The 22,261-nt window shown below is 62.9% G+C and carries 20 protein-coding genes and 1 other RNA gene; 7 read left to right on the top strand and 14 right to left on the bottom strand.

The genetic code is table 11. From position 1 onward, the window contains the following. Positions 1–101: 101 nt before the first annotated feature. The gene (locus P3T16_RS26240; RefSeq protein WP_429256446.1) at positions 102–911 is read left to right on the top strand and encodes an outer membrane protein assembly factor BamD; all 810 of its coding nucleotides are present in this window, start codon (positions 102–104) and stop codon (positions 909–911) included. A 163-nt stretch (positions 912–1,074) separates the two neighbouring features. Here the strand turns inward: P3T16_RS26240 and rlmD are convergent, their stop codons facing one another. After that, positions 1,075–2,421, bottom strand: a complete 1,347-nt coding sequence (gene rlmD / locus P3T16_RS26235) for a 23S rRNA (uracil(1939)-C(5))-methyltransferase RlmD (RefSeq protein WP_429344489.1) — start codon at positions 2,419–2,421, stop codon at positions 1,075–1,077. Positions 2,422–2,570: 149 nt separating this feature from the next. On the opposite strand from rlmD, the gene P3T16_RS26230 reads away from it, so the two are divergent. Next, positions 2,571–3,482 carry an endonuclease/exonuclease/phosphatase family protein gene (locus tag P3T16_RS26230; protein WP_429344488.1) on the top strand — a complete coding sequence of 304 codons (912 nt, stop codon included), beginning with the start codon at positions 2,571–2,573 and terminating at the stop codon, positions 3,480–3,482. A gap of 22 nt (positions 3,483–3,504) precedes the next feature. Here the strand turns inward: P3T16_RS26230 and P3T16_RS26225 are convergent, their stop codons facing one another. The 5 genes from P3T16_RS26225 to surE are packed head-to-tail and all read right to left on the bottom strand — an operon-like array spanning position 3,505 to position 8,239. Further along, entirely contained in the window at positions 3,505–4,278 is a 774-nt protein-coding gene (locus P3T16_RS26225) for a 3'-5' exonuclease (protein ID WP_429344487.1), read from the bottom strand. 4 nt (positions 4,279–4,282) lie between these two features. Then, complete coding sequence (gene rpoS / locus P3T16_RS26220; RefSeq protein ID WP_429256450.1) at positions 4,283–5,374, bottom strand: RNA polymerase sigma factor RpoS; 1,092 nt, start codon at positions 5,372–5,374, stop codon at positions 4,283–4,285. Positions 5,375–5,385: 11 nt separating this feature from the next. Beyond that, entirely contained in the window at positions 5,386–6,348 is a 963-nt protein-coding gene (locus tag P3T16_RS26215) for a peptidoglycan DD-metalloendopeptidase family protein (protein WP_429256451.1), read from the bottom strand. A gap of 5 nt (positions 6,349–6,353) precedes the next feature. After that, positions 6,354–7,484 carry a protein-L-isoaspartate(D-aspartate) O-methyltransferase gene (locus tag P3T16_RS26210; RefSeq protein ID WP_429344486.1) on the bottom strand — a complete coding sequence of 377 codons (1,131 nt, stop codon included), beginning with the start codon at positions 7,482–7,484 and terminating at the stop codon, positions 6,354–6,356. Then, positions 7,481–8,239: a 5'/3'-nucleotidase SurE gene (gene surE, locus P3T16_RS26205; protein ID WP_429256453.1), complete on the bottom strand. Its 759-nt coding sequence runs from the start codon at positions 8,237–8,239 to the stop codon at positions 7,481–7,483. Before surE ends, P3T16_RS26210 begins: the two co-directional genes overlap by 4 nt. A 160-nt stretch (positions 8,240–8,399) precedes the next feature. Between surE and P3T16_RS26200 the strand changes: the two genes are divergently transcribed. After that, entirely contained in the window at positions 8,400–9,374 is a 975-nt protein-coding gene (locus tag P3T16_RS26200) for an NADPH:quinone oxidoreductase family protein (RefSeq protein ID WP_429344485.1), read from the top strand. Positions 9,375–9,489: 115 nt separating this feature from the next. Here the strand turns inward: P3T16_RS26200 and P3T16_RS26195 are convergent, their stop codons facing one another. The 8 genes from P3T16_RS26195 to ffs all read right to left on the bottom strand — a co-directional run bounded on the left by P3T16_RS26195 (position 9,490) and on the right by ffs (position 17,800). Next, the gene (locus tag P3T16_RS26195) at positions 9,490–10,314 is read right to left on the bottom strand and encodes an ABC transporter permease (protein WP_429344484.1); all 825 of its coding nucleotides are present in this window, start codon (positions 10,312–10,314) and stop codon (positions 9,490–9,492) included. Positions 10,315–10,362: 48 nt separating this feature from the next. After that, a complete protein-coding gene (locus P3T16_RS26190; protein WP_429344483.1) occupies positions 10,363–11,175 on the bottom strand; it encodes an ABC transporter ATP-binding protein in 813 nt (270 codons plus the stop codon). 91 nt (positions 11,176–11,266) lie between these two features. Next, on the bottom strand, positions 11,267–12,304 hold the full coding sequence (locus tag P3T16_RS26185; protein ID WP_429344482.1) for an ABC transporter substrate-binding protein: 1,038 nt from the start codon (positions 12,302–12,304) through the stop codon (positions 11,267–11,269). Positions 12,305–12,442: 138 nt separating this feature from the next. After that, positions 12,443–13,648: a CaiB/BaiF CoA transferase family protein gene (locus tag P3T16_RS26180; protein ID WP_429256458.1), complete on the bottom strand. Its 1,206-nt coding sequence runs from the start codon at positions 13,646–13,648 to the stop codon at positions 12,443–12,445. 74 nt (positions 13,649–13,722) lie between these two features. Continuing rightward, on the bottom strand, positions 13,723–14,319 hold the full coding sequence (gene recR / locus P3T16_RS26175) for a recombination mediator RecR (protein WP_429256459.1): 597 nt from the start codon (positions 14,317–14,319) through the stop codon (positions 13,723–13,725). Between the two features lie 91 nt (positions 14,320–14,410). Then, positions 14,411–14,737 (bottom strand): YbaB/EbfC family nucleoid-associated protein, encoded by a 327-nt coding sequence (locus P3T16_RS26170; protein ID WP_007182071.1) that lies wholly within the window; start codon positions 14,735–14,737, stop codon positions 14,411–14,413. Between the two features lie 101 nt (positions 14,738–14,838). Next, complete coding sequence (locus tag P3T16_RS26165; protein WP_429344481.1) at positions 14,839–17,502, bottom strand: DNA polymerase III subunit gamma/tau; 2,664 nt, start codon at positions 17,500–17,502, stop codon at positions 14,839–14,841. 199 nt (positions 17,503–17,701) lie between these two features. Next, an RNA gene (gene ffs, locus P3T16_RS26160) (signal recognition particle sRNA small type) lies at positions 17,702–17,800 on the bottom strand. A 401-nt stretch (positions 17,801–18,201) separates the two neighbouring features. Between ffs and trxA the strand changes: the two genes are divergently transcribed. The 4 genes from trxA (at position 18,202) to P3T16_RS26140 (ending at position 22,259) form a co-directional block, all read left to right on the top strand. Then, the gene (gene trxA / locus P3T16_RS26155; RefSeq protein ID WP_006048864.1) at positions 18,202–18,528 is read left to right on the top strand and encodes a thioredoxin TrxA; all 327 of its coding nucleotides are present in this window, start codon (positions 18,202–18,204) and stop codon (positions 18,526–18,528) included. Positions 18,529–18,741: 213 nt separating this feature from the next. Further along, a complete protein-coding gene (gene rho / locus P3T16_RS26150; RefSeq protein ID WP_228878634.1) occupies positions 18,742–20,004 on the top strand; it encodes a transcription termination factor Rho in 1,263 nt (420 codons plus the stop codon). Between the two features lie 153 nt (positions 20,005–20,157). Further along, the gene (locus P3T16_RS26145) at positions 20,158–20,706 is read left to right on the top strand and encodes a MerR family transcriptional regulator (protein ID WP_429344480.1); all 549 of its coding nucleotides are present in this window, start codon (positions 20,158–20,160) and stop codon (positions 20,704–20,706) included. Continuing rightward, entirely contained in the window at positions 20,703–22,259 is a 1,557-nt protein-coding gene (locus P3T16_RS26140) for an MFS transporter (protein ID WP_429344479.1), read from the top strand. The genes P3T16_RS26145 and P3T16_RS26140 overlap by 4 nt, the downstream gene beginning before the upstream one ends. The last annotated feature ends 2 nt before the right edge of the window (positions 22,260–22,261 follow it).

Genomic DNA, 22,261 nt, shown 5'->3' with positions numbered 1-22,261 from the left:
TGCGAGCCTTGAACATCATTACTAATACGGCCCAAACAGTGGCACAAGCAGCGGCACAGGCAGCGGCCCATGCAGCGGCACGATCAACCAGCCGGGCAGCGATGCAGAAAGCGAAAAGCGCGGCCCGATATGTTGCCTGTGCAGCGGCGCTCGCAATCGTGGCAGCCTGCCACGGCCTGCCCGAGAAGACGGACGAGACCGCCGTCTGGACCAACAACAAATTATATACGGAGGCGCAGGACGCGCTGACCGGCGGCGACTGGGGCAAGTGCGCGAAATACTTCGAGCAGCTTGAAGGCCGCGACCCGTTCGGCCATTTTGCGCAACAGGCGCAGATCAATGTAGCGTACTGCAGCTGGAAAGACGGCGAAACGGCGAATGCCGATCAGGCCATCGACCGCTTTATCCAGTTGCATCCGGATCATCCGGACATCGCCTACGCGCACTACCTGAAGGGCATGATCCACTTTAATGACGATCTGGGTCTGTTCGGCCGCTTCTCCGGTCAGGACATGAGCGAGCGCGATCCGAAGTCGCTGCGCGAGTCGTATGACGCGTTCAAGGTGGTCGTCGATAAATATCCGGACAGCAAGTACGCGCCGGATGCCGCACAACGTATGCGCTACATCGTGAACGCGCTGGCTTCGCACGAAGTGCACGCGGCGGACTACTACTATCGTCGTGGCGCGTATGTGGCGGCGATCAACCGCGCGCAGCTCGCGATCAAGGAATACAAGAACGCGCCGGCAATCGAAGACGCGCTGCACATCATGATGCTGTCGTATCAGAAGCTCGACCAGCCGCAACTGGCCGACGATACGAAGCGCGTGCTGGCCGGCACGTTCCCGGACAGCCCGTATGTCACGGGGCATGCGCGTCCAGGCGCGGCAAAGTCCTGGTGGCAGTTCTAAACGGGTCTTTACCGTTGATCACGGCCTGAGCCTCGTCGGCTCGGGTCAAACAAAAACGCCACGGTTGTCCGTGGCGTTTTTGTTTGTGGCGTCTGGATCTGCGCGCGTTTACTTCGGCAGCAATGCAAATCGCATCGCCCAGTGCCGCCTCAACGCCACTACCTCAATCCCGCTCGAACAGCGCGATCGATTCGACATGCGACGTGTGCGGGAACATGTTCACCACGCCCGCGCCCTTCAGACGATAGCCCGCTTCGTGAACCAGCAGACCCGCATCGCGCGCGAGCGTCGCCGGATTGCACGACACGTAGACCATGCGCTTCGGCAACGGCCCATCGCCGCTCTGCGCGATCTCAGCCAGCGCCTTCGCTACAGCCAGCGCGCCTTCGCGCGGCGGATCGATCAGGAACTTGTCGAAGTGACCGAGCGCGCGCATATCGTCGGCGGTGACTTCGAAGAGGTTGCGGCACGCGAACGACGTGTGACCCGCGACGCCATTTTCTTCGGCGTTGGCCAGCGCGCGTGTCGTCAGCGCATCGCTGCCTTCGATGCCGACCACTTCCTTCGCGATCCGTGCGAGTGGCAGCGTGAAGTTGCCGATGCCGCAAAAGAGATCGAGCACGCGATCCGTGGCGGACGGCGCGAGCAGACGCAGCGCGCGGCTCACCAGCACGCGGTTGATCTGGTGGTTCACCTGCGTGAAATCGGTCGGCTTGAACGGCATCCGGATGTTGTATTCCGGCAGCGTGTAGTCAAGCTGTGCGTCGAGCGGGTAGAACGGCGCGACCGAGTCCGGTCCCTTCGGCTGCAGCCAGAACTGCACGTTGTGTGCGTCGGCGAAATCGCGCAGCAGCTGTTCGTCGGCGGCGTTGATCGGCTCCAGCACGCGCAGCACAAGCGCCGTCACCGACTCGCCCACCGCGAGTTCGATCTGCGGCATGCGATCGCGGATGGACAGCGCTTCGACCAGACGACGCATCGGCACCAGCATCGCCGACGCATGCGGCGGCAGCACTTCGCAGCTCGTCATGTCGGCCACGAAGCTGCTCTTCTTTTCGTGGAAGCCGACCAGCACGCCGCCCTTCTTCTCGATGTCCCGCACGGTGAGACGCGCACGATACCGATAGCCCCACGACGGCCCGTGAATCGGCCGGAACACCGTTTCGGGGCGCAGCTTCGCGAGATGCAGGAGATTGTCTTCGAGCACACGCTGCTTGACGGCGATCTGCGCGCGGATATCCAGATGCTGCATCGAGCAGCCGCCGCACGTGCCGAAAAACTGGCACTGCGGTTTCGTGCGGATCACGCTTTCGCGCAGCACGTCGACGACCGTTGCCTGCTCGAACTTTGGCTTCTTCCGGTAACTCAAATAGGTGACACGCTCGCCTGGCAGTGCGCCTTCGACAAAAATGACCTTCCCCGGCTCGCCGTCTTCATTGACCGTACGGCCGACGCCGCGCGCTTCCATGTCGAGCGAGTCGATTTCGAGAATGGGGGCAATAACAGGCACGTCACCTGCGGCCGTTCTGGCGGACGCGGACGCGAAGCGGTTTCTACGCGAGCGATGATGGGCAGTTCGAGACACCTGCGGCTTCCTGACAGACTTGTGGGGAAAGGCGAGATTGTAGACGAACCGCAACCTGCACCGGAGATTTGACAATGTGGCTGATCAACTGGAATGTGCAATGGGGACGCAGCGCGGACGGCAAGGTCGACCTCGCGCATACACTCGATGAGGCGCGCCGTCTTGCCGATTTCGACGTACTGTGCCTGCAGGAAATCACGCGCGGCTTCAGCGCGCTGGCCGGGCATCCGGGCGACGACCAGTTTGCCGAGCTCGCTCGCCTGTTGCCCGGGTATGCGGTGCTGGAAGCGATCGGCGCTGATTTGCCAGCGGTGCCTTCGGGTGTTTCGGGTACATCGGGTGCGCTGAAGGCGACAGACGCGGCCGGCGCGTCAGGCGCATCGCGGCGTCGCCAGTTCGGCAACGCGCTGGTTACGCGGCTGCCGGTCGAGCGTGTGATCCACCACACGTTACCGTGGCCAGCCGATCCGGCCGCGCCGTCGATGCAGCGCGTCGCGCTCGAAGCCGTGCTGGACGCGCCGGGCGGCGCAGTCCGCGTGCTGGTAACGCACCTGGAGTTTTACTCGTTGCCGCAACGGCTCGCGCAGGTCGACGAACTGCGGCGGCTTCAGCTGGAAGCCGTCGACCACGCGAAGCACCCGGCGGCGGCCGAAGGCGCCATCGGCCCGTTCAGTGCGAGTGGACGGCCGGTCAGCGCACTCGTCTGCGGCGACTTCAACAGTGCGTTCGAGAGCGAGGCGTATCAGCGGATGCTGGAGCCGCTGCCGGGCAGCCCGGCGTTCATCGACAGCTGGACGACACTGCATCCCGGCGCCACGCCGCCGCCGACTGCCGGCGTCTACGACACGGTGCAGTGGAAGAACGGTCCGCTAACCTGCGATTTCGTGTTCGCGACGGAAGATCTGAGCGGCCGTCTGCGCAGCTGTGAGATCGACGGCGCGACGCGCGCATCGGACCACCAGCCGATCGTGCTTGAACTGGATTAAGGATGCGTTCGTGCGCCACCTTCTACCCAAACGCCGCCAGGTACTCAGCCCAATGCGCCGCCGGTTCCTGCGCGAGCGCGTTTTTGACGAGATTGATTTCGTCCTCGTACTCCGCGGCTGAAAAGCCACCGCGCAGCAACTGGAACCGGCAATACAGCAGATACGTGTTGACGACGTCCGTCTCGCAATAATTGCGGATTTCCTCGATGCGCCCCTGCTGGAACGCGTGCCACACCTGGCCGCCGTCCATCCCGAGCTTGCCGGGAAAGCCGCACATCTTCGCGAGCGCATCCAGCGGCGCATTGGCGCGCGCCTGATACATCGCGAGCACGTCCATCAGATCGGTGTGACGTGCGTGATAGCGGCTGATGTAGTTATTCCACTTGAAATCGCGATCGTCCTCGCCGAGATCCCAGAAGCGCGACGCCGGAATGCCGTTGACGAGTGCCCGGTAGTTAAGCACCGGCAGGTCGAACCCGCCGCCGTTCCATGACACCAGTTGCGGCGTGTACTTCTCGATCACCCGATAGAACGACTGGATCAGCGCCGGCTCGCCGTCGGCCAGCGTACCGAGCGAGCGCACGCGAAACCCCGCGTTGTCACGAAACACACACGAAATTGCCGCAATGCGCTGCAGATGGTGCGGCAGGAAATCGCTGCCCGTCTTCTCGCGACGCGCGGCGAAGGCGTGTTCGGCGACTTCGTCGTCGGTCAGCGTGGCGGGGAGTCCTTCGAGACGGCGAATGCCGGCGACATCGGGAATCGTCTCGATGTCGAAAACAAGAATGGGTGTCATCAGGTTATAAGACGGCGTCCTTGCGAACACCGTTAGAGGCGAAGAACCGCTTCAGGCGCACCAGCGCTTCCTGCTGGATCTGGCGCACGCGTTCGCGGGTCAGGCCCATTTCGTCGGCGAGTTCTTCCAGCGTGGCCGGCTCGATGTGATTCAGGCCGAAGCGGCGCTCGATCACATGACGGTGCTTGTCCGACAGCCGCGCGAGCCACGCCCGTGTCAGCGTTTCCAGCTCGCGGTGCTGCACCTCGGCATCCGGCGACTGGCTCTGGTCGTCGGACAACAGGTCGAGCAGGCTGCTTGCCGGATCGAGATCGAGCGGCGCGTCGAGCGATGCCGTGTGCTCGTTCAGCGCGAGGATGTCAGTGACTTCGTCGGTGGTTTTGCCGGTCAGATAGGCGATGTCGTCGATGCTGGCGTCACGGCGGTCCGCCGCTGCGCCGGCATTCATCGAATTCTTTTCCAGATGGCGCTTCGCGCGCAGCACCTGGTTCAGTTCGCGGATCACGTGAACCGGCAGCCGCACGGTACGCGCCTGGTTCATGATCGCGCGCTCGATGCTCTGGCGGATCCACCACGTGGCGTAGGTCGAAAAGCGGAAGCCGCGCGTCGGATCGAATTTTTCGATCGCGTGCATCAGGCCGAGATTGCCTTCCTCGATCAGATCGAGCAGCGGCACGCCTCGATTCAGATAGCCCTTGGCAATACTGACGACGAGCCGCAGGTTGCGCTCGATCATCACCTGCCGCGCCTCGAATTCGCCGGCCTTGGCGAGCCGCGAATAACGCTGCTCTTCCTCGACAGTCAAGAGCGGCTTGACGCTGATGCGGTTGAGGTAATGCTGGATGGTGTCGGCGGTGAGTTCCGCCTGAAGCAGCGCGCGAAAGTCGTCCGCGTCGGGCACGGAATCGTTTGCGCCCTCGCGCGCATCGCCGGCCTCTTCGGCGCCGGCCTGACGTTCGTCAAGGTCGGCGGCGTTGTCGATTTCGTCCGCGCTGTCTTCGTCGTTCACAGCGCCGCCTTCCTCCACCGAAACAGGCGTGGCACGGCTGACTGTCTCAGTTCCGGCTTGCTGCGGGCGGCGCTTCGATTTCGGCATGGTCGTATCGCTTATTGCGGCGGCAAATACTTCAGTGGGTCGACAGGCTTGCCCTGCCGGCGAACTTCGAAATGCAACATCACGCGGTCCGAATCGCTGTTGCCCATCTCGGCAATCTTCTGCCCTCGGGATACAGCGTCACCCTCTTTTACCATCAAAGCACGGTTATGTGCATATGCGGTGAGATAAGTCGCGTCATGCTTGATGATAATGAGATTGCCGTATCCGCGCAGCCCATTTCCAGCATAAACGACACGACCGTCTGCCGAAGCCTTTACCGCATCGCCCGCCGCACCGCCAATATTCACGCCTTTGTTCTTCGAATCGTCGAAGGTGCCGAGGATCGGACCGCGCACCGGCCATGCAAACGCAACGTTGCCGTTCGCGGCAGCGTTGGCATCGCTTGCGCTCGCTTGCGGCGTCGCGACCGGCGGCGTCGTGGCCGTCAGGCCCGAGCCGTAGACCGGCGGCGCGGCGGTGACACCCGTCGTCACACCTGAGGTGCCCGCGGTACCTGGTGCCGCGCCGTTGAGCGGCGTGGCCTGCACACCGCCACCACCAATCGGCGACGTAGCGACGCCCGGCGTCAGCGCGGCGACGTTCGCACCCGGAGGCGCGACGCGCAGCAACTGGTCGACTTCGATCTGGTTCGGGTTGGTGAGGTTGTTCCAGTTCGCGATGTCGCGATAGTTCTGGCCGTTCTCCAGCGCGATCCGGTACAGCGTATCGCCTGGCTTCACACGGTAGTAACCCGGAGGCGGCGGTCCGAGCGGCACGGCCGGCTGCGTCGCCGAGGTGCCGGCCTGCGTGCCGATCGCGCCCGTACCGGAGCGGTCGACGACGGGCGCGGCGTCAAAGCGCGTCGCGCAGGCCGTCAACAGGGAGAGCGCGACCACGCAGGCGCTACGCCGGGCTACGGTCATGACGGTCGAGTCGTTCAGGCTGGTTGTTTGCATCGCGCGCAACATACTCATCGGTTTCAGATCACTCCGGATTTTAAGGGTACAAAGAAAACGCGATCAAGCCGCGACTCGCGCCACTGCGCGGGCCCGGTGCGCTCGACGAGCGTCAGCACCTGCGACTGCCCCTCCTGCGAGCCAACCGGCGCGACGAGCCGCCCGCCGATCGCAAGCTGTTCAAGAAGCGCGTGCGGCACATCGAGACCGGCGGCGGCAATCACGATCGCATCGAACGGCGCGACGGCCGGCAAACCGATGCGTCCGTCGCCGTAATGCAGACGGATGTTCGGAATGCGCAACGGCCGCAGATTGGTCTTCGCGCGTTCGAAGAGCGGCTTGATACGTTCAATCGAATAGACATCGCGTGCGACCTGGCTCAGCACGGCCGCCTGATAGCCGCAGCCAGTGCCGATTTCCAGCACGCTCGCAAGCGGCCGGCCCGCCGCGGCCAGCTCGATCATGCGGGCCACGACGGACGGCTTCGAGATTGTCTGGTGATGACCGATCGGCAGCGCCGCATCTTCGTAGGCCTGAGTCGCGAGACCGGGATCGACGAACATGTGGCGCGGCACAACCGACATCGCCTTCAGCACACGCTGATCGGTCACGCCGTTAGCCCGCAGGCGTTCGACCATCCGCTCGCGAACGCGTTCCGAGGTCAGCGCCATTGCGCTGTTCAGCGCGACGTTCGGTGCTGCGGTGCGCTCGGAACGCGGCGCGGCCAGTTTTATCTGAGACGGTTTGACCGGCGATGCTTTTAACTGCGCCGGTTTGACGGCCGCGTGTTTGACTGCCGCCGGTTTGACGGTCGCAGGTTTCACTGTCGCCGGTTTGACGATCGCTGTGTGCACTGCGGCAGATCTGGCGATCGCGGGTTTAGCTGTCGCAGGTTTGGCGATGGCCGGCTTGCTGGCCAGCGGTTTGACGGTCGCGGGCGTGGCGTTCGCCGGTTTAATGATCGAGGGCCTCGCGATCGCGGGCTTCGCTGCCGCGGGCTTTGCGGTCGAATGCTTCGTTGCAGCAGGGCTCGCGACCACCGGCTTGATGCCAGCCACCACGCGCGTTTCGCCAGGCCGGCCCTCGGACCGGCGCGGCTCACGCACGAGATCGGCGAGACCGAGCGGAAAGCGCTTTGCGCGCTCGCTGGTCATGAAGCGCCGCTCCCGGCGCGCGCCCAGTCGCGCGCCGCGGGCAGCATCTGCGTGTGGGTCAGGTCGAGTTGCAGCGGGGTGATCGAGACATGGCCATTCGCAACCGCGTGAAAATCGGTGCCTTCACTCGCGTCGCGCGCGCTGCCGGACGGGCCGATCCAGTAGATCGGTTCACCGCGCGGGTTTTTCTGGCGGATCACCGGCTGCGACGGATGGCGCTTGCCCAGCCGCGTCACCTGCCATTCGCGCAACTGGTCGTAAGGCAGATTCGGAATATTGACGTTCAGCAACGGATGGCCCGGCAGCGGATGATCGAGATAATGCGCAACGATTTCCGCAGCGACGCGCGCGGCGTCTTCGAGATGCACCCAGTCTTTGTCGACAAGCGAAAACGCGATGGCCGGCACGCCGAACATGATGCCTTCGGTCGCGGCGGCGACGGTGCCCGAATAGAGCGTATCTTCGCCCATGTTCTGGCCGTTGTTGATGCCCGACACGACGAGATCCGGCGTGTGATCCAGCATGCCGGTCATCGCGATGTGCACGGAGTCGGTCGGCGTGCCGTTGACGTAGTAGAAACCATTCGCCGAGCGCAGCACCGAAAGCGGCCGCGACAGCGTCAGCGAGTTCGACGCGCCGCTGCAGTTCTGCTCCGGCGCCATCACGGTAACGTCGGCGAGCGGCTTCAGCGCGTCGTAAAGCACGGCGAGGCCGGGCGCCAGATAACCATCGTCATTACTGAGTAGGATTCGCATGCGGCGATTGTAACCGAGGAACTATGCGATGAAACACGGCACGCAGACGTCCTTCCGGCCGATGCGCAATACACGGCGCGGCCGCACGGGAATCGCACGGTCGTTCGGGTTGATTTACACTCGGATGATTATGCGTAGCCACAATCGATAAGGAGACACGATGCGCGCAATTCGCTGTAATCAATATGGCCCGCCGGAAAGCCTGACCGTCGAAACGCTTCCCGATCTCGAGCCGCAAGCCGATCAGGTCGTGATCGACGTCAAGGCGGCCAGCGTCAATTTTCCGGATGTGCTGATCATCGAGAACAAATATCAGATGAAGCCGCCGCTGCCGTTCACGCCGGGTTCGGAAGTCGCAGGCATCGTGCGCGCGGTCGGTGCCGACGTGCGGAATTTCAGACCCGGACAGCGCATCGTCGCGTTCACGGGTTCCGGCGCGTTCGCCGAGCAGGCGGTGGCGCCCGCCTCCGCCTGCGTGCCGCTTCCCGACGATGCCGATTTTGCTGTGGCGGCTGCGTTCACGCTGGCGTACGGCACGTCGCACCACGCGGTCGTCGATCGCGCGCAGCTGAAGGCCGGCGAAACCCTGCTCGTGCTGGGCGCGGCAGGCGGCGTGGGCCTCGCCGCGGTCGAGATCGGCAAGGCGCTCGGCGCGCGCGTGATCGCGGCTGCCTCGACGGACGAGAAGCTCGCGATCTGCGTTGAACATGGCGCCGACGCGACGATCAACTACACCCGCGACGATCTGCGCGAGCGCATCAAGGCGCTCACCGATGGCAAGGGCCCGGATGTGATCTACGACCCTGTCGGCGGCATTTATTCCGAACCGGCGTTTCGCAGCATCGGCTGGCGCGGACGGTACCTGGTCGTCGGCTTCGCGAACGGCGAGATTCCGAAGCTGCCGCTCAACCTGACGCTGCTGAAAGGCGCGAGCATCGTCGGCGTGTTCTGGGGCGACTACGCGCGTCGCGAGCCGCAGAACAATGCCGCAGGCTTCGAGCAGATGCTCGGCTGGATGAAGGCAGGCAAGCTGCGTCCGCATATTTCGGCGCGCTACGCGCTCGAAGACGCGCCGCGCGCGCTGCGTGACATGGCTGAACGCCGCGTGATCGGGAAGATCGTCATCACGCCCTGAAGCGCCCTGAAGCGTTACGTTCGAAAACGCCCGGAAACGAAAACGGCACGCGATCCGTCGATCCGTCGATCGCGCGCCGTTTTTCTTTTTGTTGTCCTGCTTTCTCTCAGGCTTTTTACAGCTTCTCGGTTTCACCACTCTTCGGTTGCCACTTCATCAGACGACGCTCCGCCACGCCGACGATCCCATCCAGGATCAGCGCGAACGCCGTCAGCACAAGAATGCCGGCGAACACGGTGTTGATGTCGAACGTGCCTTCGGCCTGCAAGATCAGATAGCCCACGCCGCGCGCCGAGCCGAGATATTCGCCGACCACCGAGCCGACGAACGCCAGTCCCACCGCCGTATGCAGGCTCGAAAACACCCAGCTCATCGCGCTCGGCAGATAGACATTGCGCAACAGCCGCTTGCGATTCGCCCCGAGCATGCGCGCGCTGGCGAGCACGACCGGACTCACTTCCTTCACGCCCTGATAGACGTTGAAGAACACGATGAAGAACACCAGCGTCACGCCAAGCGCGACCTTCGACCAGATACCAAGCCCGAACCACACACCGAAAATCGGCGCAAGAATCACGCGCGGCATCGAGTTCGCGGCCTTGATGTACGGATCGAACAACGCGCTCGCCATCGGCGACAGCGCGAGCCACAGTCCTATACCCAGGCCGAAGATCGTGCCGAACGCGAACGCGAGCACGGTCTCGATCAGCGTGATCCACAGATGCAGATAGATCTCCCCGCTCGAGAACCACTCCCAGATCCGCACAAGCACCTTCTGCGGTTCGCCGAAGAAGAACGCCGCCTTGTTCGGATCGTCGAAATAGAACGCGGGCAACAGCGTCGGACTCGTCAGCGCGTACCAGAGCAGAAAGCTCAGCACGAGTAGCAGCCACTGCCAGATCACCAGGTTGGCGCGATTCGGACGCACACGCTTCCACATGTCTTTTCTTTGCCCTGATCGTAGTTGTCAGTCGGTGGGAAGCCGCGCTCAGGCGGCCGTCAGTTGCTGCTGATAGCCCTTCAGTACTTCATCGCGCAGCACGCTCCAGATCTGCGCATGCAGTTCGACGAAACGTGGATGCGTGCGGATTTCAGCGACATCGCGCGGACGTGGCAGATCAATCGTGAATTCGCCGATCGGCCGCGTGCCCGGCCCCGCCGAAAGCACGACGACGCGATCCGACATCGCAATCGCTTCGTCGAGATCGTGCGTGATGAAGAGCACGGCTTTGCGCTTCGCGGCCCACAGGTCGAGCAGTTCGTTTTCCATCAACTGGCGCGTCTGGATATCGAGCGCGGAGAACGGCTCGTCCATCAGGATGATGTCGGGATCGAGAATCAGCGTCTGCGCCATCGCGACGCGCTTTCTCATCCCGCCCGACAGCTGATGCGGATAGCGGTCGCCAAAGCCGCCGAGACCGACGCGCTTCAGCCATTCATCGGCGCGGCTGCGCGCTTCGTTGAGTGGAACGTTGTGGAACGTCAGGCCCGCCATGACGTTGTCGATTGCGGAGCGCCACGGCATCAGCGCATCGGCCTGGAACATGTAGCCGGCGCGACGGTTGATGCCCTTGAGCGGTTCACCGAACACCGTCACCTCACCCGACGAGGGTTCGAGCAGGCCGGCGCCCACGTTCAGCAACGTCGACTTGCCACAACCCGTCGGCCCGACGACCGACACGAATTCGCCCGGCGCGATACGCAGCGTCGTGTCCTTGACGGCGGTGTAACGCTGCGAACGGTCGTCGCGCGCAGCGAACGTGCAGGTGATGTTTTCGAGCGCCAGTGCGGCAACGGTCATCGTTCGACTCGCTTCTTCGAATACGTTGAGAATCGTGCGGGCGGCGAGCTTCCGTTGAAGACGCCCGCCTCGTCACGCACGCGCGACAGTGCTACGCCTTGACAGTCGTGAGCGCCTTCTTGACGAAGTCGTTGGTCCACGTCTTCGACAGATCGATCGGCTTGCCCTTGATCGTGTCGTCAAACGTCTGCAGTGTTTTCAGCGACGTCGCGGGGCCGTCGGCCGGCATCAGACCATCCGGCGACATGGCCTCTTTCACGTGCTGCCACGCATCGAGATACAGCGCGCGGTCACCGAGCAGATACACTTCGGGCACGGTGTTGATCAGCTCGCTGCCTGTCGCCGTCTGCAGCCACTTCAGCGCGCGGACCATCGCGTTGGTCAGCGCCTGCGTCGTGCCCGGATTCTTCGTGATGAAGCTTTGCGACGCGTACAGGCAGCCCGCCGGCATGTTGCCGCCGAACACCGTCCGCGTGTCGTTGAGCGTGCGCGTATCGGACACCACGCGGATATCGCCCGAGCGTTCGAGCTTCGTCATCACCGGATCGAGATTGGCGATTGCATCGATCTGACCAGACTGCAACGCCGAGATCGCGCCTGCGCCCGCGCCCACACCGATGAACGACACGTCCTTCGCCGTCAGGCCGGCTTTCGCGAGCACGAAGCTCGCCATGATCGACGTCGATGAGCCCGGCGCGGTCACGCCGATTTTCTTGCCTTTGAGATCGGCGATGGTCTTGTAGTCAGGCATCGCTTTCTTCGACACGGCGAGCACGATCTGCGGCGCGCGCCCTTGCAGAACGAACTCGCGGAACATCTGGCTTTTCGCCTGCAACAACAGCGTGTGTTCGAACGCACCGGACACCACATCCGCGCTCCCGCCGACCGCGGCCTTCAACGCCTGCGAGCCGCCCGCGAAATCGGAGATTTCGATGTCGAGGCCTTCGTCCTTGAAGTAGTTGCGACGCTCCGCGATGGTGAGCGGCAGGTAATAGAACAGGTTCTTGCCGCCGACGGCGATCGACACCTTCGTCGTTTCAGGTTTGCCCTGCGCGAAGGCAGGCGATGTGCCGGCGAGCGCGGCGCCAGCGAATGCGGCCGAGCCGGTCAGGAACGTTCTGCGTTGCATCCTGGAGTCTCCGTTCTAGTTGTGTTTTTTTGCACCCGGCCCCGTGTGCCGGGTTCTTGCGGACCTTATGCCGGTCCGCTGTGTGTTGCTTTCTTCCTTCGCCTGGCGTGCATACGCGTCGGCTCGAATCAGCCCAACTCAGACGATCTGTTCCGCATGCAGCCGGGCAATGTGGTCTGCATCATAACCTAGCGAATGAAGGACTTCATCGGTATGTTCACCCAGTTCCGGGCCCAGCCATCGCGTTTCGCCCGGCGTTTCCGAGAGCTTCGGCGTGACGCCAGGCAGCGTGATCTCGACGTCGTCCTGCCATTTGAAGCGCTGGATCATCTGGCGCGCGAGAAACTGTGGATCGGTGAACATGTCGGCGACGCTGAAGATGCGGCCGACCGGCACATCGGCGGCGTTCAGCACCGCGAGCGCCTCGTCGATCGTGCGCGTGGACAGCCACGCGGCAATTGCGCCGTCGATTTCCTGCGTGCGCGGCACGCGGCCGTCGTTCTGCGCGAGGCCCGGATCGTTCGCGAGGTCTTCACGATCGATCGCGATCATCAGGCGCTTGAAGATCGGATCGCTATTGCCGCCGATTACGATGCTGCCGTCACGACACGGATAGGTATTCGACGGCACGATGCCCGGCAGCGATGCGCCGGTGCGCTCGCGGACCATGCCGTACACGCCGTATTCCGGCACGACGCTTTCCATCATGTTGAAGACGGCTTCGTACAGCGCGACGTCGACGACCTGCCCTTTGCCGCCGTTCACCTGCTTGTGATGCAGCGCCATCAATGCACCGATCACGCCGTGCAGCGCCGCGATCGAATCGCCGATCGAAATGCCGATGCGTGGCGGCGGCAGATCGGGATAACCCGTGATATGACGCAACCCGCCCATTGATTCAGCGATCGCGCCGAAACCCGGACGGTCGCGATACGGCCCGGTCTGGCCGTAACCCGAAAGCCGAACCATCACAAGACCAGGATTTTCCGCCGACAGCACGTCATAACCGAGCCCGAGCTTTTCGAGCAGCCCCGGCCGGAAATTTTCGATGACGATATCGGCTTCCTTCGCGAGACGCCGGACGATTTCCTTGCCCTCTTCGGCCTTGAGATTGATCGTCACCGACTTCTTGTTGCGCGCCTGCACGGCCCACCACAGCGATGTGCCGCCCACTTCCGGATAGAGCTTGCGCCACTTGCGCAGCGGATCGCCGCCCTTGGGGTCTTCGATCTTGATGACGTCCGCGCCGAACTCGCCCATGAAACGGGCCGCAAACGGACCTGCGATCAGCGTGCCGAGTTCGAGCACCTTGACGCCCGCGAGCGGGCCAGTGGTTACGCTCATGTGTCTCCTTCTGTATTGCTGGGTCTGCGGCAGGTGTTCGCTCCTGACGTTCGCGTTGTGCGGCAAACGCCGTGCTACATCGAACGCCGGTCGAGCATCGCGCGGGCGATGGTGCCTGCGTCCACGTATTCGAGTTCACCGCCGACCGGCACGCCGCGCGCAAGACGCGTCACGGACAGGCCGCGCGCCTTCAGCGTCTGGCCGAGGTAATGCGCGGTCGCTTCGCCTTCATTGGTGAAATTGGTTGCGAGCACGACTTCCTTGACGATGCCATCCGACGCGCGCCTCACCAGCCGGTCGAAGTGGATCTCCTTCGGGCCGATACCGTCGAGTGGACTGAGCCGCCCCATCAGCACGAAATAGAGGCCGCGATACGTCATCGTCTGTTCGAGCATGATCTGGTCGGCGGGCGTCTCGACGACGCACAGCAACGTAGGATCGCGCGCTTCATCGAGACAGACCTCGCAGATCTGCGCCTCGGTGAACGTGTTGCACTTCTCGCAGTGCTGGAGATGTTCGGTCGCGAACAGCAGCGAGCGGCCGAGCTTTTCGGCGCCGTCGCGATCGTGCTGCATCAGGTGATACGCCATGCGTTGCGCGGACTTCGGCCCGACTCCGGGTAGCGCGCGCAGCGCTTCGACGAGCGCCGACAGGGCGGAAGGTTGTTTCATGCGAAATCGGCGTCGTCGAAAGGGGTGAAACGAAAGTGCTGCGGGTGCTGATCGTACCGATCGTGCTGTGCGCCGTGCTGGCGCGGCACGATCAGAACGGCAGCTTGAATCCCGGCGGCAACGGCAGACCCGACGTCATGCCACCCATCTTCTCCTGCGCGGTGGCTTCGGCCTTGCGGACCGCGTCGTTGAACGCGGCGGCGACGAGGTCTTCGAGCATGTCCTTGTCGTCGGCGAGCAGGCTTGGGTCGATCGACACGCGGCGCACGTCGTTCTTGCACGTCATCGTCACCTTGACGAGACCTGCACCCGACTGTCCCTCGACTTCGATCAGGGCAAGCTGCTCCTGCATCTTCTTCATGTTTTCCTGCATCTGCTGGGCTTGTTTCATCAGCCCGGCGAGTTGACCTTTCATCATGGCATGCTCCTTCGTGATCGTTTGAAATTCAGGGAACTGGCGACGGGTTTTTCGTGATCCGGCGCCTTATGGAGTATTCGAGTGTGTTCGATGCGTCTGGTTTAATGCGGGGCGGACGCGCTGCCGGCAGCGCCCTGCCCGGCATCGGGCGCGATCGGCCGGATCGAATCCGGCACGATGCTCGCGCCGAAATCGCGGATCAGCGATTGCACAAACGGGTCCTGACGGATCTCGCGCTCGGCGTCCTGCTGACGCTGCGCGCGTGCGGCGGCGTCGAGCGCGGCGGCCGTGCGGCGCGCCGGGCCCACTTCAACCTGCACGTCGATCGCTTTACCGAGCCGCTCGGCCAGCGCTGTTTTCAACCTGGCGACCTGCGCAGCGTCCGCGTATTGCGGCACCGGAACGTTCAGCTTGAGCGTCGTGCCGTCGAGCGACATCAGTTCGCTGTTGAACGCCAGTTGATACGAAATGCCCTTCAGCGGCAGGCCGGCTGCGAGCGCGGGCCAGTCGCCTTCGAAGCCAATTGCATCGAGCGGAATGGCCGGCGGTAGCGGACGCGTATCGACGACCGGCGCGGGCTCTTTCGCCACGGGCGTCAGACGGACGTCGTCGGGGCCGCTGTCGAAGACCGGCATGTAGTTGTCGTCGGGCGGCCCAAAATACGCTTCGTCCGACGCGACCGGCATGTAATCGTCCGGCGGAATGTCGTCCCACGGCGGGACGGACGAACCGCTCTGCGTGTCATTGCCGCGTGGCTGTTGCTGCGGCTCTACGCGTGCGGGTGCGGCTTCCTGCGCGCGGCGCGGTGCGCCTGGCGTCGGCACCGGGACGTTGACACGCGGCGCGGCGGGCTTCGGCGCGGGCGCCGGTGCGGCTGGCGCGGCGGTGCGGCCACGGTCGGACGACACCTTCAGGCCCGCGCTGCGCAGCACGTCGAGCGCCGCGCTCGCGCCGCCGGCGCGACGCGGTGCGGCTGCAGGCGCCTGCTGTTGCGTCGGCGTATCTGGCGGACGGGCGTTTTCGTTTTCCCCGGCGTTCGAGGTCAACGTGGAGGCGGTACCAGTGATTTCAGACGCAGGTGCCGGAGATGGGGCAACGGGCGAGCCGTCGCTGTCCTGATGCGCAGCCGTCGCGGGCGTTGCCGCAATTCCGGCGCTTGAGGCATCGGCTTGATCAACCGGGATTGACGACGCCGCAACGCGCGTTTCCTCGCGCGAATCCTGCTTCAGCGTGACGCTGCCGGCCTCATCGCCGACGTCGGCTGGCGCGGACTGCGCCCCGGCGGCATCGCCGGCCTGTTCGCCCGACGCCGCTCCCTGAGCCGGCACCCCGTCGGCAACCGCCGGTACAGATGACGACGCATCCGGCGTGGCGACGACACTTGCGGTCCCCGACGCCGGCAACGATGCCTTCGGCGCAGCCGGTATGGAATCTTCGACACGCACTGCCGGTCGCGCGCTGACGTCAGGTTCGATCTTCGCCGGTTCGCGACGCTCTGGCGCGACCGGGCGTGACGAAGCGGCAGCACCTGGCGCCACTGCGTCAGCAGCCGTACGCACAGCATTCGCAGCGACGCCCTGCTGGGCCGCAACCGCCGGCGCCGCAGCACGCGAGCCCGACGCGGCACCGGCCGCAGCCGACCGCGAAGCAGGCGCCACACCGCCTCCGCCGCCACCATTGGGCGCGGGCTCGAACGCCAGCATCCGCAACAGCGTCATGGTGAAACCGGCGTATTCGTCGGGCGCGAGACCGAGTTCGTTTCGCCCCACCGTCGCGATCTGATAGAAAAGCTGGACCTGCTCCGGGCTCAGCGTATCGGCGAAGCGGCGGATATCGCCCGCTTCCGGCCATTCGTCCAGTACCGACGACGGCGCAAACTGCGCCCAGCCCACCCGGTGCAGCAGACTCGCCAGATCCTGCAGCGCCGTCGAAAACGACAGGCTGCGCAGCGCCATTTCATCGGCGACCGCGAGCACGCCCACACCATCGCCCGCTGCGAGTGCATCGAGGAGACGAATCAGATAGCTCTGGTCGAGTGCGCCGAGCATGCCGCGTACGGCTTCCTCGGTGACCTGATTGGCCGAATAGGCGATCGCCTGATCGGTCAATGAAAGCGCGTCGCGCATCGAGCCATCGGCCGCGCGTGCAAGCAGGCGCAGCGCCTGCGCTTCAGACGGAATCTTTTCTTCGCCGAGAATCCGCTCGAGATGCGACACGATGTGTCCGGCCGGCATCTGCTTCAGATTGAACTGCAGACAGCGCGACAGCACCGTCACAGGAATCTTCTGGGGATCGGTCGTAGCAAGGATAAATTTGACGTGCGAAGGCGGCTCTTCCAGCGTCTTCAACATCGCGTTGAAGGCGTGGTTCGTGAGCATGTGCACTTCGTCGATCATGTAGACCTTGAAGCGCGCATCGACCGGCGCGTACACAGCGCGCTCGAGCAGCGCCGCCATTTCGTCGACGCCGCGATTACTCGCCGCGTCCATCTCGACATAATCGACGAAGCGGCCCTCGTCGATCTCGCGGCACGCACGGCAGACGCCACACGGCGTGGCAGTCACACCGGTTTCGCAGTTGAGCGCCTTGGCGAAGATGCGCGACAGCGTCGTCTTGCCGACGCCGCGGGTTCCGGTAAACAGATAGGCGTGGTGAAGACGCCCGCCGTCGAGCGCGTGCGTGAGCGCGCGCACCACGTGCTCCTGTCCGACGAGCGACGCGAAATCCTTCGGCCGCCACTTGCGTGCGAGAACTTGATAGGTCATCCGGAAATTGTATCAGCAACGATGACGCACAAAGGCGAATCGGAAAGACGCGACGACGCGCTGCCGCTTCATTGTATTTCGCTAACGACGCGATAGAGAAAACCGTGGAAAACAGGAGAGAAAAACAGAACAGCTGGAGATAACCAGACGTACAGCCGGACGAACAACTGGGAGAACAACGAACAGCAGAAAGGAGGAAGGTGACGAGCCCGACCCTCGGCACTGGCGGAAAACGGCTGTGGCTGCTTCGTTCCCGACCTGACCAGGTTGACCATCCCTCCATGCGAGGAGGCCCGTCACGAAGCATTCTATCACCGGTCGTCGCATAACGCGACTCCCGATGAAGGCGAAATGCATGACTACCGGGTTGCAGCAGGGTTGCGGTCGCGCCCGCAGCGCTCTTGTGTTTACGACTGGCGTCACCAGATACGCGTCGAAGCAGCACACCTGGGACACACGTGGTGACACGCGTATTGGCCTACCGGCATCACTACTATCAGCGTCGGCAACGCATAGCGATTTAGGCTAAACTGGCGTACGAATGACCCGCAAAGTCATGGTCGTGGCGCCTCCATCGGGTAGTGCCGAAGGGTGCCCTGCCGGGCGATGAATGCGGCGAGGCGAACAGAAGTTTTCCTGGTTTGATGTATCGTGGCGACCAATCAAGGCGGGCCCCGATCCGATAGAGGTATTCATACAATGAGCGAACAAATCAAGCATATCAGCGACGCATCGTTTGAACAGGACGTCGTGAAATCCGATAAACCCGTGCTGCTCGACTTCTGGGCCGAATGGTGCGGCCCGTGCAAAATGATCGCGCCGATCCTCGATGAAGTCGCGAAGGATTATGCGGATCGTCTGCAGATCGCGAAGATCAACGTCGACGAACATCAGTCGACGCCGGTCAAGTTCGGTGTGCGCGGCATCCCCACGCTGATCCTCTTCAAGAACGGCGCTGTCGCCGCGCAGAAAGTCGGCGCTCTGTCGAAATCGCAACTCACCGCGTTCCTCGACGGCAACCTTTAAGCCGGTCGTGTAACGCGCTCGTGGCGCATTGTTGTCGCCTGACAACAATGCGCCACGAGAACATGCTTTTCCGCTGCACTGGCGGAATCCGGCATGTGCTATGCTAGAATCAATTAAACGTCGAAAAGACGTGTAAGTCCCTGAGCGGTTCCGCTCACTTCTCCTCCCAGATTCCATTTCGTCGCACCTTCTCCTCCCCGGCGGGTTCTCCGTATGCATTTATCCGAGCTTAAGACTCTGCACGTGTCCGAATTGATCGAGATGGCCAATGGCCTCGAGATCGAAAGTGCCAATCGCCTGCGCAAGCAGGAACTGATGTTCGCCATTCTTAAAAAGCGCGCCAAGACCGGCGACACTATCTTCGGCGACGGCACGCTCGAAGTGCTCCCGGACGGTTTCGGCTTCCTCCGCTCGCCGGAAACGTCGTATCTCGCCAGCACGGATGACATCTACATCAGCCCGTCGCAGATCCGCCGCTTCAATCTGCATACCGGCGACACCATCGAAGGTGAAGTCCGCACGCCGAAAGACGGCGAGCGCTATTTCGCGCTGGTGAAGGTCGACAAGGTCAACGGCCAGCCGCCGGAAGCCTCGAAGCACAAGATCATGTTTGAAAACCTGACGCCGCTTCACCCGAACAAGGTGATGCTGCTCGAGCGCGAAATGCGCGGCGAGGAAAACGTCACGGGCCGCATCATCGACATGATCTCGCCGATCGGCAAGGGCCAGCGCGGCCTGCTGGTGGCGTCGCCGAAATCCGGCAAAACCGTGATGCTGCAGCACATCGCGCACGCCATCAAACAGAACCATCCGGATATCGTGCTGTTCGTGCTGCTGATCGACGAACGCCCGGAAGAAGTGACGGAAATGCAGCGTTCAGTGGCAGGCGAAGTGATCGCCTCCACGTTCGACGAACCGGCTGCACGTCACGTGCAGGTCGCCGAAATGGTGATCGAAAAGGCGAAACGTCTCGTCGAAATGAAGAACGACGTCGTGATTCTGCTCGACTCGATCACGCGTCTCGCACGTGCGTACAACACGGTCGTGCCGGCGTCGGGCAAGGTGCTGACGGGTGGTGTCGATGCCAACGCGCTGCAACGTCCGAAGCGCTTCTTCGGCGCGGCACGGAACATCGAGGAAGGCGGTTCGCTCACCATTATCGGCACAGCGCTGATCGAAACCGGCAGCCGCATGGACGACGTCATCTACGAAGAATTCAAGGGCACCGGCAACATGGAAGTGCACCTCGAACGTCGCCTTGCTGAAAAGCGCGTCTATCCGTCGATCAACCTGAACAAGTCGGGCACGCGTCGCGAAGAACTGCTGATCAAGCCCGAAGTGCTGCAAAAGATCTGGGTGCTGCGCAAGTTCATCCACGACATGGACGAAGTCGAGTCAATGGAATTCCTGCTCGATAAGATCCGTCAGACAAAGAGCAATTCCGAGTTCTTCGACATGATGCGCCGCGGCAGCTGATTCTTCGCTGCACGCAGGTACGCTTCAGATAAAAACCGTCCGCTTTTGCAGGCGGTTTTTTTTCGCCTGAACATCCGGATCACAGTACAACCTGTACGTGAACGTTCACGTTGAACTATAATGCGGCTCAGACTCTGAGATTCCAGCGCCGCCATGTCGAGTGAAGAAAGTCCCACCCTGCTGACCGTCCGCGATGCAGCGGAACGCCTGAACGTCACGCCGCGCACGCTCAAATACTACGAGGAGCGCGGGCTCGTCACGCCGACGCGCAGCGAAGGCCGCTATCGGCTGTACGACGAAAACGACCTCGAACGTTTCGCGCGCATCCTGCGTTTCCGCGCGCTTGGCTTTTCACTGCAAGGCATCACGGAGATGCTGAAGCGCCCGCTTGAACCCGTCGAAGGCGGACGCAACCGCTACTCCACCGAATCGTTGCTTGAAATCCGCGACGCGCTTGCGCAACAGGTCGATGCACTCAACGCACGCATCGAATCGGCGCGACGCGAACTGAAGGAAGTGCAGACGCTGAAAGCTGAACTCAGCGACGACCTCGATTACGTGCAGCGTCGGCTCGCAGGTGAAAGCGCCGATGCCCTCCTCGCGCAACGCAGCGCCGCCCGCCTGAAAAGGAAGGCGCAGACACAGTCAGCTACGAAAGCGAGGCTCGGCAAAAAGGACAATCCCGAAGGCGAATCCGCATGAAAGCGGCGTCCCCACGCGTGCCGCTCTTCAGCGTCGCGAAGCTGCGCGGCGACTTTTTTCCGTGGGTGCTTGCCCTCGTCACCGGCCTCGATTACTTCGACAACGCGATCTTCTCTTTCTTCGCGAGCTATATCGCGGGCGGTATCAACGCTTCGCCGGATGAGCTCGTGTGGTCGTCGAGCGCGTATGCGGTGGCGGCGGTGCTGGGCATTCTGCAGCAGCAATGGTGGGTCGAGCGCTTCGGCTATCGACGCTACGTCGCCGGCTGCATGCTGCTGTTTTCGGCGGGTGCGGTTGCGGCGGCGTTATGCGAAACGTCGATTGAACTGGCGTTCGCGCGCGGCTTTCAGGGTTACTTCATCGGCCCGATGATGGGCACCTGCCGGATCCTGATCCAGATCAGTTTCACATCGCAGCAGCGCGCCGGCGCCACGCGCGCGTTCCTCATCCTGATCGTGCTGGGCAGCGCGCTTGCGCCGCTCGTCGGGGGGCAATTCGTTGCGCATTTCGACTGGCGCGCGCTGTTCATGTGCACCGCGCCGGCCGGCGCGCTGTTCGCGGGCCTCGCACTGCTCGCGTTGCCGGACTCGGGCGATCTGCAGCCGAAAGAACGCGGCGTTTCACACTTCTGGCCGTACATCATCTTCGCTTTCGCGCAAGGCGCGCTGCAGATCGTCATGCAGCAGGTGCGTTACCAGCTGTTCAGCGCATCGCCTGGGCTCATCATGCTGACGGCTGCGGGAATCGTTGGGCTCGCATGGTTCGCCTGGCAGCAGTGGCATCATCCATCGCCGCTGATGCGCCTGCATGCGCTGCGCGAGAAGACATTTCAGGTCGGCCTCGTCCTTTACATGTTCTATTACTATGAGTCGACCGGGTTCAGCTATCTGGTCTCGCGCTTTCTCGAACAGGGGCTCGGCTATCCGGTCGAAAACGCAGGACGGCTGGTCGGTGTCACGTCGTTGATTTCGTCGAGCGCGCTCTTTGTGTATCTGCGTTATGCGAAGCTGTTGCCGCGCAAGAAGTGGATCATCGTGCCGGGCTTTGCCGTCGCCGCGCTGGCCGCTGCGTGGATGGCGCATATGGCGCCCAACGTCGACCAGCGCGCGCTGATCGGTCCGTTGCTGCTGCGCGGTCTGCTGCTGCTTTTCATCGTGCTGCCGGTGGCCAATTTGACGTTTAAAATCTTCGCGATCGAGGAGTTTACGCACGGCTACCGGTTGAAGAACGTCGTCCGGCAACTGACGATCTCGTTTGCCACCGCGTCGGTCATCATCGTCGAGCAGCATCGGCAGGCGTTGCATCAATCGCGGCTCGCTGAATTCGCGAATCCGTACAATCCAGTTTTTCAGAGCACGATTGCAACGTTGACGAACGGGTTCGCTGCCGCCGGCCGTCCGATCAGCGAAGCGCACGCGCTCGCGGTGGTTCAGGTGAGCCGGATGGTGGCGCAGCAGGCGAGTTTCCTTGCGTCGCTGGATGGCTTCTATTTTCTGATCGGCGTCGCCGTTTGCGGCGGGATTTTCGCCGCGTGGCAAAAACAGATCGACTGACC

This window comes from Paraburkholderia sp. GAS42 (assembly GCF_050436565.1).
Taxonomy (GTDB): Bacteria; Pseudomonadota; Gammaproteobacteria; order Burkholderiales; family Burkholderiaceae; genus Paraburkholderia.
The sequence above is the reverse complement of the archived record's forward strand: the minus strand, read 5'-3'. Positions and strand labels throughout refer to the sequence as shown.